The following is a 12,613-nucleotide window of genomic DNA, read 5'->3' on the forward strand; positions in this document are numbered from 1 at the left end:
CCGGTGGCGCGGCGTGGGGCTTCATGACTTCCTGTCCGTGTTCAGTCGAAGGGGCGGTCGATGCTCGGTTGCGGCGGGGTAAACCATGCCGCCCCAGCGTCCGTGACGTGGAAATGATCCTCCAGCCGGATGCCGAACCGGCCCGGCACGACGATCATCGGTTCGTTGGAGAAGCACATGCCGGGCGCAAGCGACGTCGTATCGCCCCGCACGAGATAGGCGGGTTCGTGGATCGACAGCCCGATGCCGTGCCCGGTGCGGTGCGGCAGGCCGGGCAGGCGATAGTCCGGCCCCAGCCCCTCCCGCACCAGCACGTCGCGGGCAGCGGCGTCGATCGCCTCGCACGGCACACCCGGCTTGACCGCCGCGAAAGCAGCCGCCTGCGCCGCGTGTTCGATCGCCCAGATCGCGCGCACCTCGTCGGCGACCGGACCGAACGCGTAAGTGCGCGTGATGTCGGAGTGGTAGCCCTCCACCCGGCAGCCGGTGTCGACCAGCACCACGTCGCCTTCCGCCAAGGCGCGGTCGCCGGGCAGGCCGTGCGGATAAGCGGTCGCCCTCCCGAACTGGACGATGCAGAAGGTGGAGCCGCCACCACCGATCGCGCGGTGCGCGTCGTCGATGAAGCGTACGACTTCGCTTTCGCGGATACCGGGCGCAAGGATGCGCGCGGCGGCGGCCTGCACCGCCAGCGTCATCTGCTTGGCCTGTTTCAGCAGCGCGAGCTCGGCCGGCGACTTGATCAGGCGGCAGCCGTCGATGGCCGCCGCCCCGTCGATCGTCGTAAGGCCGGTGCCCTCCAGCTTGCGCGCCCAGCCGAAGAACAGCAGCGGATCGAGCGCCAGCGTCGCGCCGGCGGGCAGCGCGGCGGCGACGAGCGCGACGGGATCCTCGTCCTCTTCCCACAGCAGCAGGTCGGCGGGGATCGCGAGTTCAGCCTCCAGTGTACCGCGCTCGAACGCCGGGCAGACCAGCTTCGGCGTGCCGACGACGGGCAGCAGCAGCGCGACCATCCGCTCGCTCGGGTTCCACGGCACGCCGGTGAAGTAGCGTAGCGAGGCGCCGGCCTGCACCAGAAGCGCGTCCGCACCGAGCGCGGCGGCCAGAGCGCGGGCGCGCTCCAGCCGCGCGGCACGCTCCTGCACGGTGATCGCGGGAGCCGCGTCCGCCCAAGGACGCAGCGCCGCCAGCTCTGCCGTCGTGCTCGATCCGCCAATCGCCATGCCACGCTCCGCCAAAATGGGTCAGCACCACCGCAGCCAGAGCCGCGCAATAACATAGGTGGTTACCGCTTCTTTACTCCTGCGCCGCTACTTCCGGGGCGGGGCAAGAAGAAGAGAGAAGGGGTCATGGCATCCAAACCGCTGATCGACAACCGTCGCGAGCCACGGCTGCCGGCTGAATGCCGCGGGCTGGCGCGGCTCGCGGTATCTATCGAGATACTCGATGCATCGGCCGCGGGACTGCGCGCGCGCACGGCACTGCCGCTGGCGACGGGAACGCTGCTGAAGCTGACGCTGCCGGGCAATGCCGAGCGGCATGCGCGCGTGGCGTGGGTGGACGGCAATCTGTTCGGCTGCGAGTTCATGAAGCCGTTGAACGCCAGGGAATTGCGCGACCTGGTCGATGCGACGACGAACGCCGCACCCTATGCCGTTTGCGAATAGGCTGACGGCTCGAGCGTGACGGTGCGTCTCGTGCGATCGACCACGATCGTCGCGTCGCGCAGGTTGAGGATGAAACCGTCCGCATTCGTCCAGTCGCCATCGGACATCGGCTGACCATCGAGCCGACGCCATGTCGCGTCGCGCGCGATGTGCGGGTCGGCCAGCGACGGACAAGCCGCGCGCCGCCGTGCAAGGTCGGCGACGAACGCCTCGAGTTCGAGGTCGCGGCCCGGCCAGTCTAGCCACAGCAATTCGTCCTGCGCATAGCCGTTGTTGTTGCCGTCCTGCGTGCGGCCGAATTCGTCGCCGGCGGTCAGCATGATCGTGCCGTGCGTGGCGAACAACGTGGCAAGCAGCGCGCGCTGGTCGGTGGCGCGAGCGGCATGGATCGCGGGATCGTCGCTCACACCTTCGACACCGTTGTTCCATGCGATCTCGCCGGCATGGCCGTCACGGTTGTGCTCGCCATTGGCGTGATTGTGACGCTCGGCGAAGGAAACGGTGTCGGACAAGGTGAAGCCGTCATGCGCAGCGGCGAAGGCGACCCCGCGCGTGCGCTCGCCGAAGATGTCGCCTGATCCCATCAGCCGCGTCGCGAGCGCACCCGCACTACCATCGCCGCGCCAGAAGCGGCGGATGTCGTCGCGGTAGCGGTCGTTCCACTCCAGCCACGCTTCGGGGAAGCTGCCGAGCTGGTAACCGCCCGGGCCGATATCCCACGGCTCGGCGATCAGCACGCGTGACGAGAGTAACGGATCGGCCGCGATCTCGGCGAAGATCGGCGCGACGCGATCGAAGCCCGGACCGCGCGCCATGACGGTGGCAAGGTCGAAGCGGAAACCGTCGACGCCGGCCTGGGTCACGAAGTGACGCATCGTATCGAGCGCCAGCGTGCGGACCGCCTGATTCGCGAAGTCGAGCGTGTTGCCGGTGCCGGCGTCGTTGATCAGCGTGCCATCGGGGGTGCGGGCGTAGGCGGCATCGTCGAGGCCGCGCAGGCTGAGCGTCGGGCCGAGCAGGTCGCTCTCGCCGGTATGGTTCAGTACCACGTCGAGGATCGTCCCGATGCCGGCGTTGCGCAGAGCGGCAACCGTCGCGCGCAGCTCGTCGACGCCGCCGGGAGCGAGCCGCGGGTCGAGCGCCATCGGCACGACCGGGTTGTAGCCCCAGCCGTTGCCGAGCCCCAGCGGCGGAAGGTGGCGTTCGTCGATCCATGCGACGACCGGCATCAGCTCCACTGCGCCGACACCGATCCGTTTCAGGTGCGCGATCACCGACGGGTGCGCGAGCGCGGCGATCGTGCCGCGCTGCGCCGCCGGTACATCGGGGTGACGCATCGTGAAGGCACGCACGTTCACCTCGTAGACCAGCCCGCCGGGGAGAAACACGGGCGCGAGGTCGAGCGGCGGCAGCGGCGCGGTGACGATCGCCTTCGGCACCAGCGCGGCGGTGTCGATGCCGGGCTCGCGCAGACGGGGATCGTAGCCGAAGCAACGATCGAGCGTGACGGCGTACGGGTCGACCAGCAGCTTGCCGGCGTCCGTGGCGCTGCGGAAGCCGTAGCGCACGCCGGCCCCTGCCCCCGAGACGTGCACATGCCAGACGTCGCCGTCGCCGGTCATGGCGACGCGACGCTCGGCATCGCCGTCGAACAGGCATAGCCACATCGCGTCGGTGTGCGGCGCGCGCACCGCGAAGTCGACGCCGCCCGCGACGAGCGTCGCGGTCACGTCACGACGTCGGGCTGCTCGCGTCCGGTATGCGCCCGGATGCCGGCGATCGCGTCGGCCGCGGCGACGATGTCGGCGAGCATCGCGCCGGTCTCGGCATCAAGATCGCCATCCGCCGGTTCGTAGCGTTCGAGGTACACGCGCAACGTCGCGCCACTGGTGCCGGTGCCCGACAGGCGGAAGACGACGCGGCTGCCACCTTCGAACAGCACGCGAACGCCCTGATTGCGGCTGACCGACGCATCGGTCGGGTCCTCATAAGCGAAGTCGTCCGCGGTCGCGACCGTGAGCGCGCCGAACGACGTGCCAGGCAGCGTGGCGAGCTTGCCACGCAATTCGGCCATCAACGTGTCGGCCGCAGCGCTGTCGACGCCCTCGTAATCGTGACGAGCGTAGTAATTGCGACCATATTCCGCCCAATGGTCGCGTGCGATCCGGTCGACGCTCTTGCCGGTCGCAGCGAGGATGTTGAGCCACAGCAGCACCGCCCACAGCCCGTCCTTCTCGCGAACGTGATCGCTGCCGGTACCGGCACTCTCCTCCCCGCAGATCGTCGCCATGCCGGCGTCGAGCAGGTTGCCGAAGAACTTCCAGCCGGTCGGCGTTTCGAACGACGGGATGCCGAGCTTCGCGGCGACGCGATCCGCCGCCGCGCTGGTCGGCATCGAGCGGGCGATCCCCTTCAACCCCTGCCGATAGCCGGGCGCAAGATGCGCGTTGGCGGCGAGCATCGCGAGGCTGTCCGACGGCGTGATGAAGCGCGCACGCCCGATGATGAGGTTGCGGTCGCCGTCGCCGTCCGATGCCGCACCGAAATCGGGCGCGTCGTCGGCCATCATCGTTTCGTAAAGTTCGTGCGCGTGGACGAGATTGGGGTCCGGATGATGGCCGCCGAAATCCTCCAGCGGGATGCCATTGCGCACCGTGCCGGGCGCGAAACCGAGCCGGCGCTCCAGGATCTCGGTCGCATACGGGCCGGTCACCGCGCTCATCGCGTCGAAAGCCATCGTCAGCTTTGCGGCGCGGATCGCGGCGAAATCGAACAACGTCTCCATCAGTTCGGCATAGTCGGAGACGGAATCGATCACCTCGACGGTCATGCCCTCGACCGTCACGTCGCCGAGCGCATCGAGATCGATGTCCGCGGTATCGGCAGCGTGCCAGGCGTCGATCGACAGGGTACGGGCGTGGATTGCGTCGGTGACCTTCTCGGGCGCCGGGCCGCCGTTGGCGACATTGTACTTGATGCCGAAATCTTCTTCAGGCCCGCCGGGATTGTGGCTGGCCGACAGCACCAAACCGCCGATCGCGCCGCGCCGGCGAATCACGTTGGAGGCGGCCGGGGTAGAAAGGATACCGCCCTGCCCGACGACGACGCGCGCGAACCCGGCCGCGGCGGCCATGCGGATCGCGGTCTGGATCACCTCGCGGTTGAGGTAGCGACCATCGCCGCCGATCACCAGCGTCGCGCCGGTCTTGCCCTCCACCACGTCGAACACCGACTGGATGAAATTTTCGGCGTAGTTCGGCTGCTGGAATACCTTCACCTTCTTGCGCAGGCCCGAAGTGCCCGGCTTCTGATCGGTAAAGGGCGTGGTCGGAACGGTACGGATCATGCTGACAGCAGCTCCCGGTAGAGGTCGGCATAACGGCGTCCACTGGTCGCCCAGGAGAAGTCCGCGGCCATGCCCGCGCGCTGGAGCGAGGTCCAGCGTTCGGGAATGGCGTGTAGTCGTATCGCAAGCGCAATGGCGCGCGCCAGTGACTCGTGCGTGACCGCATCGAACTGGATACCGGTCGCCACACGCGCGTCGAGCGCGGCATCGTTGGCGTGGATGATCGTGTCGGCCAGCCCGCCGGTCCGCGCCACCACCGGCACGCAACCATAAGCAAGGCCGTAAAGCTGGGTCAGCCCGCACGGTTCGAACCGCGACGGGATCAGGATCGCGTCGGCTCCGCCCTGCATCAGGTGCGACAGCGCCTCGTCGTAGCCGATCCGCACGGCGACCCGCCCCGGGTGCCGCTTCGCCGCCGCGATGAAGGCCTGTTCGATCCCGGGGTCGCCGGAGCCGAGCAGCGCGAGCCGCCCGCCGCCCGCGACCAGCGCATCGACGGTATCGGCAAGCACGTCCATGCCCTTCTGCCACGTCAGCCGCGTTATGACGCAGAATAGCGGGCCGTCGCCCGGCTCCAGCGCGAACGCTGCCTCCAGCGCCCGCTTGTTCGCGGCACGCGCCGACAGCGTGGCGGCGTCATAGCGCTCCGGGAGGGCAGCGTCCGCGGCAGGGTTCCACACCGCCGGATCGATTCCGTTGACGATGCCCGACACGCGATCCTGTCGCGTGCGGATCAATCCCTCCAGACCCATGCCGAAGTCGGGGCGCAGGATTTCGGCTGCATAGGTCGGGCTGACGGTGGTGATCGCATCGGCGGCCTCCAGTCCGGACTTCAGGAAGCCGACCCCGCCGTAATATTCGACGCCATCGACCGCGAAGGCGCGGTCGGGCAGCGCGAGCGAGCCGAAGATCCCGGCGTCGTAGCGCCCCTGAAAGGCGATGTTGTGGATCGTCATTACCGAACGCGCGACACGCCCGCCGGCCGGTGCGAAGCGGAGGTAGGCGGGTGCGAGCCCGGCCTGCCAGTCGTGTGCGTGCAGCACGTCGAAGCGAAAACCCTTGACCGCGCCGGAAGCCAGATCGGCGGCCGCACGCGCGAACGCGGCGAAGCGGCGCCAATTGTCGTCCCAATCGCGTCCCGACGGATCACCGTATGGCCCGCCCTCCCGCGCGAAATAACCCGGGGCGTCGAGCACCAGCAACTTGTGCCCGCCAAGCGCCCCCGACAGCAGTCGTGCCGGCGCGCCGAGCAGGTCTGGCCAGTCGTGAAGCACCGCCGACTCCTTCACCGCCGCCATCACGCGCGGATAGCCGGGGATGAGCGTGGTGACGGTGACGTCATGTGCTTCCAAGGCGGCGGGCAGCGCGCCGACCACGTCACCCAGCCCGCCGGTCTTGACCAGCGGATAGGCTTCGGACGCGACCGACAGGACCGAGATCGTCATGCGGCTCAGAGCTCCAGCCGGTCGATCATCGGTTGCGTGATCAGGCAGACGCCTTTTTCGGTACGTCGGAAACGATGGCCGTCGAGCTCGGGATCCTCGCCGACGATCAGGCCGTCGGGGATGATGACGCCGCGGTCGATCACCACCTTGCTCAGCCGTGCGTGACGACCGATCTTGCAATACGGCAGCACCACCGCTTCATCGAGCAACGAATGGCTGTGCGCACGTACGCCCGTCGATACCAGGCTGCGGTGGACGCTCGATCCGGAGATGATCGTGTCGCCTGCGATAAGGCTCGACACCGCTTGCCCGCGTCGCCCGTCGATGTCGTGGACGAACTTGGCGGGCGGCGTCAGCTCGGAATATGTCCAGAGCGGCCACTCGCGGTCGTACAGATCGAGTTGCGGCACGACGTCGGTGAGGTCGATGTTCGCTTCCCAATAGGCATCCACCGTCCCGACATCCCGCCAATAGGCGGCAGGCTCCTCGGGCGAACGGACGCAACTGGCCGAGAAGCGGTGCGCGTGCGCATGACCATGCCTGACCAGATAGGGGATGATGTCCTTGCCGAAATCACGGCTCGATCCCGGTGTGGCAGCGTCGCGTCGCAACTCCTCGATCAACAGCTTTGTGTTGAAGACGTAGATGCCGAGGCTGGCGAGCGCGACGTCGGGCTGGCCGGGGATCGCCGGCGGATCGGCGGGCTTCTCGACGAAATCGACGATCCGATCGTCGTTGTCGACGTGCATCACGCCGAACGCCACCGCCTCCATTCGCGGGACTTCCATGCACGCGACCGTCACATCGGCACCGCTGTCGCAGTGCTGGCGCAGCATGATCTCGTAATCCATCTTGTAGATATGATCGCCCGCCAGGATGACCATGAACTCCGGCGCGCTCTCCGCGATGATATCGATGTTCTGGTAGACCGCGTCCGCAGTCCCCTCATACCACTGGAATTCGCTGATACGCTGTGAGGCGGGAAGAATGTCGAAGCTCTCGTTGCGCTCCGGCCGCAGGAAGTTCCAGCCACGCTGAAGATGGCGGATCAGCGAATGCGCCTTGTATTGGGTAGCAACGCCGATGCGACGAATGCCCGAGTTGATCGCGTTCGACAGGGCGAAGTCGATGATGCGGCTCTTTCCTCCGAAATAGACGGCTGGTTTCGCGCGCGTATCGGTTAGTTCCTTGAGGCGGCTGCCGCGTCCTCCCGCGAGAACATAGGCCATGGCATCGCGTGCCAGCGGCTGGTTTCTGCGTTCATCCACGTGAGGCTCTCCTACCCTGCATCTTTACGAGTTGTTCATTTGACGTTAACACGATTGTCATGCAGCACTCACTAGAAGGTGCGCAGGATGTAAGTGCGTGCGTATCAAGACCTAAAAAAGTTGAGAGAGAGGATTCCCGATGCACCACGCTCATCTGCAGCGCTCCTCCGATGGTTTGATCCGCGGCGTCGCGCTGGCGATCGTACCGTCGCTGATCGCCTGGAGCGCGATCTTCATGCTGGTCAGCCGGATCGGCTGAGCCGCGCTCACGCCGCGGGCTCCCATTCCAGCATCACCGTCGCCAACGGCGGCAATGTCACGTCGGCATAGCCGCCGGTGGCCACCACGCCACCCAGATTGCCCAGCCCCGATCCCCAATAATCGTGCGCATCGGAGTTCAGCACTTCGCGCCAGCGCCCGTCGTGAGGCAGCGGCACACGGTACGGCATCCGCGCCACGGGCGTCATGTTGACGATCACCGCGATCGGCGGCGCACCCGGTGCGCTGCGCAGCCAGACGAACACCGAATTCTCGGCATCGTCCTGTACCAGCCAGCGAAATCCCTCGGGCTCGCAATCGCGCGCGTGGAGCGCACGCTTCTCGCGATAGAGGCGGTTGAGATCGCGCACCAGCTTGCGCACCCCGTCGTGCGCGGACGAATTGAGCAGATCCCAGTCGAGCGCGCGCTCCTCGCTCCACTCGGCCCGCTGCGCAAACTCCTGCCCCATGAACAACAGCTTCTTGCCGGGATACCCCCACATCATCGCATAGTAGGTGCGCAGATTGGCGAACTTCTGCCAATCATCGCCCGGCATCTTGGTCAGCATCGAGCCCTTGCCGTGCACGACTTCGTCGTGGCTGATCGGCAGGACGAAGTTCTCGTCGAAGGCATAAACGAGGCCGAAGGTGATCGCGGCATGATGGTGCTTCCGGTGCACCGGTTCGCGCGCCATGTACTTCAGCGTGTCGTGCATCCAGCCCATGTTCCACTTGAACCCGAAGCCGAGCGCGGTGCGCGGGGCTTCGTCGTAGGCGGGAGCGGAGACGCCGGGCCAGCTGGTCGATTCCTCGGCGACGGTGAAGGCGCCGGGTTCGCGGGCATAGAGCGCGCGATTGGCGGCGCGCATGAACTCGACCGCTTCCCAGTTCTCGCGTCCGCCCTCACGGTTGGCGATCCATTCGCCGTCCTTGCGCGAGTAGTCGCGGTATAGCATCGAGGCGACCGCATCGACGCGCAGCCCGTCGACGTGATAGCGCTCGGCCCAGAACAAGGCATTGTTGACCAGGAAGGCGGATACCTCGCGCCGGCCGAAATTGTAGATCGCGGTGTTCCAGTCGGGATGATAGCCGAGCCGCGGATCTTCATGCTCGTAAAGCGCGGTACCGTCGAACCGCGACAGGCCGTGCGCGTCGGTCGGGAAATGCGCAGGCACCCAGTCGAGCAACACGCCGATCCCGGCACGGTGTGCGCCGTCGACGAAGCGCGCAAACCCCTCATGGTCGCCGAACCGCGCACTCGGCGCGTAGAGACCGGTCGTCTGGTATCCCCAGCTCGGATCGTAAGGATGCTCGGAGATCGGCATGAACTCGATGTGGGTGAACCCCATCGCGACGGCATAGGGGATCAGTCGCTCGGCCAGCATGTCCCACGTCAGGAACCAGCCGTTCTCGTCGCGCTGCCAGCTTCCGGCGTGGACCTCGTAGATGCTGATGGGTGCGCGGCGCGGGTCGACCGAAGCCCATGCCTCGCGGTGTGCGGCATCACCCCATTCATGGTGCATCGGCGCCGTCGTGAGCGACGCGGTCTTCGGGCGCAGTTCGGCGGCAAAGGCGTAAGGGTCTGCTTTCAGCGGCTGGGCCACACCGTCCGGACCGGTAATCGCGTATTTGTAGGCGCGGCCAGCACCGATGTCGGGCAGGAATATCTCCCACACCCCGGTGTCGTTGCGACGCCGCATGCCGTGGCGGCGCGGATCCCAGTCGTTGAAGTCGCCGACCACCGCGACGCGGCGTGCGTTGGGCGCCCAGACCGAGAAATGGACCCCCTCGGCGCCCTCATGGACGATCAGGTGCGCGCCCATCTTGTCGTGAAGGCGAAAGTGCGTGCCTTCGTTCATCAGGAAATCGTCGGTCGGCCCGAGCACCGGGCCGAAGCTGTACGGATCGGTGACCCACCATTCGACGCCGCCGCCAGCCGCGACGTAGCGCAGCGGCTGTGGCACGCCGTCGATCACGCCCTCGAACAGCCCGCGATCGTCGACCTTCGCCAACTTCCCCAGCACCGCGCCGTCCAGCGCGCGGGCCGTGACCGCCTCCGCACCCGGTATCCACACGCGGGCGAACGTTCCGTCCGGCCCTTCGTGCGGGCCGAGCAGCGCAAACGGATCCTCGTTGGTCCCGTCCAGCAGCGCGTCGATCGCGGCGACCGGCGGCTTCACTTCACGCCCCAGATGTCGCGCGCATAGTCCCCGATCGTGCGATCGGAGGAGAACCACCCCATGTTGGCGACATTGCGGATCGCGGCCCGTGCCCAGCCATCGCGATCGCCCCAGCGCGCATCCACGTCGCGCTGTGCGGCGGCATAGGCGTCGAAATCGGCTGCCACCATGAACCAGTCATGGTCGTACAGGCCGTTCATGAGATCGCGGTAGCGGTCGTGGTCATCCGGTGAGAACACGCCAGAGGCGATCGCGTTCACCGCCTGCGCCAGTTCCGCCGAATTTTCGATCACCTCGCGGGGCACGTAGCCGTCGGCGCGCTTCGCCGCGACTTCGTCGGCGGTCAGCCCGAAGATCACGATATTCTCCGCACCGACATGGTCGCGAATCTCGACGTTGGCGCCGTCGAGCGTGCCGATCGTCAGCGCCCCGTTCAGCGCGAACTTCATGTTGCCGGTGCCCGATGCCTCCATACCGGCGGTCGAGATCTGTTCCGACAGGTCGGCGGCGGGCACCATCCGCTCGGCAAGGCTGACGTTGTAATTGGGGACGAACGCGACCTTCAGCAGCCCGCCGATCGACGGGTCGGCGTTCACCCGCCGCGCGACGTCGCCGGCCAGCTTGATGATCAGTTTGGCCTGGTGATAACTCGACGCGGCCTTGCCCGCGAACAGCTTGACGCGCGGGGTCCAGTCACGCTCGGGGTGGCTGCGGATCTGGTCGTAGAGCGCGACCGTCTCGATGATGTTGAGCAGCTGGCGCTTATATTCGTGGATGCGCTTGATCTGCACGTCGAACATCGCCGACGGATCGAGCCGAAGCCCCATCTCGCCACGCAGATATTCGGCGAGCGCGACCTTGTTGGCACGCTTCACAGCGGTGAAGCGCTCTCGGAAAGCGGCGTCCTCGGCGAACGGGGCAAGCGCCGTCAGACGCTCGGCGTCGTCGGTGAAGCCGTCGCCAATCGCTTCCTTGATCAACGAGGTCAGGCCGGGATTGCATTCCTGCAGCCAGCGGCGCGGGGTGATGCCGTTGGTCTTGTTGTTGATGCGGTCCGGATAAAGCCGGTGCAGGTCCGCGAAGACGGTGGTCTTCATCAGGCTGGTGTGCAGCGCCGCCACGCCGTTGACGCTGTGCGCGCCGGCGAAGGCGAGATTGGCCATGCGGACGCGCCGCTCACCCCCTTCGTCGATCAGGCTGATCGCGGCGATCGCGCGCTCGTCGATCCCCTCGACCTTGGCGGCGGCGCGCAGCAGCGTAGCGTTGATCGCGTAGACCAACTGCATGTGTCGTGGCAGCAGCCGCTCGAACAGCGGCAAGGGCCAGCTTTCCAGCGCCTCGGGCAGCAGCGTGTGATTGGTGTAGCCGAACGTCTTCTGCGTGATCTCCCATGCCTCGTCGAAGCCCAGCCCGTGCTCGTCGAGCAGGATGCGCATCAACTCGGCCACCGACACCGCCGGGTGGGTGTCGTTGAGCTGAATCGCGGCGCGATCCGGCAAGGTTCGGATGTCGCCGAAATACTGCACGTGGCGACGGACGATGTCCTGGATCGACGCCGAGGAGAAGAAATACTCCTGCCGCAGTCGCAGCTCCTGCCCCGCCGCGGTGGTATCATTGGGATAGAGGACGCGCACCAGCGTCTCGGCGCGCAGCTGATTCGCCATCGCGCCCTCGAAATCGCCGCGGTTGAAGGCGTCGAGCTTGAACGGATCGAGGCTGCGCGCGGTCCACAGCCGCAGCGTGTTGACGCGCCGCCCGCGCCACCCGACGACCGGCGTATCGACGGCCTGCGCCTCGACCAGCTCGCCCGGCTTCCACGTGACCGCACCGCTTTCGTCGCCGTGCACCTCGCCGCCGAAGCCGATCGCATAGGCGCTCTCCCGGCGGCGGAACTCCCACGGGTTGCCGTATTGCAGCCATGTCTCCGGCAGTTCGACCTGCCAGCCGTCGTCGATCCGTTGCCGGAACATACCGTTCACGTAGCGGATGCCATAGCCGTAGGCGGGCAGATCCAGGCTGGCGAGGCTTTCCATGAAGCATGCCGCCAACCGGCCAAGCCCGCCGTTGCCGAGCGCGGCATCGGGCTCGATCTCTTCCAAAGTGGCAAGGTCGAGGCCAAGTTCGGCGAGCGCCGCCGCCACCTCGTCGCGAGCCGACAGGTTGGCGAGCGCGTCGCGCAACAGCCGGCCGATCAGAAATTCCAGGCTGAGATAATAGACGCGCTTGGCGCCGGCCGCATGTGCCGCCTTGGTGGAGGCCATCCAGCGCTCGATAATCTCGTTGCGAACGGTAAGGATCGTCGCCGCCAGCCAATCGTGCGGCCTGGCGGCCTGTTCATCCTTGCCGATGCGGTGGACCAGCGTGTCGAGGATGTTGAGCGCCAGCGGACCCCGCGGTCGCACGGCTTCGGTCTCAGTCACGGTCGCCCCCCAATCTATGTTCTACAAAG

At 66.9% G+C, this 12,613-nt stretch carries 8 protein-coding genes; 1 reads left to right on the plus strand and 7 read right to left on the minus strand.

The window, feature by feature from the left end:
• Positions 1-41 precede the first annotated feature (41 nt).
• Positions 42-1,223, minus strand: a complete 1,182-nt coding sequence (locus tag SPHPHY_RS0117000) for a M24 family metallopeptidase (protein WP_022687888.1) — start codon at positions 1,221-1,223, stop codon at positions 42-44.
• Between the two features lie 126 nt (positions 1,224-1,349).
• On the opposite strand from SPHPHY_RS0117000, the gene SPHPHY_RS20520 reads away from it, so the two are divergent.
• Positions 1,350-1,667, plus strand: a complete 318-nt coding sequence (locus SPHPHY_RS20520; protein ID WP_022687889.1) for a PilZ domain-containing protein — start codon at positions 1,350-1,352, stop codon at positions 1,665-1,667.
• Here SPHPHY_RS20520 and SPHPHY_RS0117010 read toward each other — a convergent pair.
• The 6 genes from SPHPHY_RS0117010 to SPHPHY_RS0117040 all read right to left on the minus strand — a co-directional run bounded on the left by SPHPHY_RS0117010 (position 1,649) and on the right by SPHPHY_RS0117040 (position 12,584).
• The gene (locus SPHPHY_RS0117010) at positions 1,649-3,334 is read right to left on the minus strand and encodes a glycogen debranching enzyme (RefSeq protein ID WP_081645451.1); all 1,686 of its coding nucleotides are present in this window, start codon (positions 3,332-3,334) and stop codon (positions 1,649-1,651) included. The genes SPHPHY_RS20520 and SPHPHY_RS0117010 overlap by 19 nt on opposite strands.
• A gap of 59 nt (positions 3,335-3,393) precedes the next feature.
• Positions 3,394-5,013, minus strand: coding sequence for an alpha-D-glucose phosphate-specific phosphoglucomutase (locus SPHPHY_RS0117015; RefSeq protein ID WP_022687892.1), 1,620 nt, complete (start codon positions 5,011-5,013; stop codon positions 3,394-3,396).
• Positions 5,010-6,458 (minus strand): glycogen synthase GlgA, encoded by a 1,449-nt coding sequence (glgA, locus tag SPHPHY_RS0117020; RefSeq protein WP_022687893.1) that lies wholly within the window; start codon positions 6,456-6,458, stop codon positions 5,010-5,012. The genes SPHPHY_RS0117015 and glgA overlap by 4 nt, the downstream gene beginning before the upstream one ends.
• A 5-nt stretch (positions 6,459-6,463) precedes the next feature.
• Positions 6,464-7,726: a glucose-1-phosphate adenylyltransferase gene (gene glgC, locus SPHPHY_RS0117025; protein ID WP_081645350.1), complete on the minus strand. Its 1,263-nt coding sequence runs from the start codon at positions 7,724-7,726 to the stop codon at positions 6,464-6,466.
• Between the two features lie 266 nt (positions 7,727-7,992).
• The gene (gene glgB, locus SPHPHY_RS0117035) at positions 7,993-10,164 is read right to left on the minus strand and encodes a 1,4-alpha-glucan branching protein GlgB (RefSeq protein WP_022687896.1); all 2,172 of its coding nucleotides are present in this window, start codon (positions 10,162-10,164) and stop codon (positions 7,993-7,995) included.
• Positions 10,161-12,584 carry a glycogen/starch/alpha-glucan phosphorylase gene (locus SPHPHY_RS0117040; protein WP_022687897.1) on the minus strand — a complete coding sequence of 808 codons (2,424 nt, stop codon included), beginning with the start codon at positions 12,582-12,584 and terminating at the stop codon, positions 10,161-10,163. The genes glgB and SPHPHY_RS0117040 overlap by 4 nt, the downstream gene beginning before the upstream one ends.
• Between the last annotated feature and the right edge of the window lie 29 nt (positions 12,585-12,613).

The organism is Sphingomonas phyllosphaerae 5.2 (genome assembly GCF_000419605.1).
Classification (GTDB): domain Bacteria; phylum Pseudomonadota; class Alphaproteobacteria; order Sphingomonadales; family Sphingomonadaceae; genus Sphingomonas; species Sphingomonas phyllosphaerae_B.

What these genes read in the sequence shown, in the direction of transcription:
- SPHPHY_RS20520 (WP_022687889.1), top strand. Translation starts at nt 1,350, where the DNA reads ATGGCATCCAAACCGCTGATCGACAACCGTCGCGAGCCACGGCTGCCG.
- SPHPHY_RS0117015 (WP_022687892.1), bottom strand. Translation starts at nt 5,013, where the DNA reads ATGATCCGTACCGTTCCGACCACGCCCTTTACCGATCAGAAGCCGGGC.
- glgA (WP_022687893.1), bottom strand. Translation starts at nt 6,458, where the DNA reads ATGACGATCTCGGTCCTGTCGGTCGCGTCCGAAGCCTATCCGCTGGTC.
- SPHPHY_RS0117010 (WP_081645451.1), bottom strand. Translation starts at nt 3,334, where the DNA reads ATGTGGCTATGCCTGTTCGACGGCGATGCCGAGCGTCGCGTCGCCATG.
- SPHPHY_RS0117000 (WP_022687888.1), bottom strand. Translation starts at nt 1,223, where the DNA reads ATGGCGATTGGCGGATCGAGCACGACGGCAGAGCTGGCGGCGCTGCGT.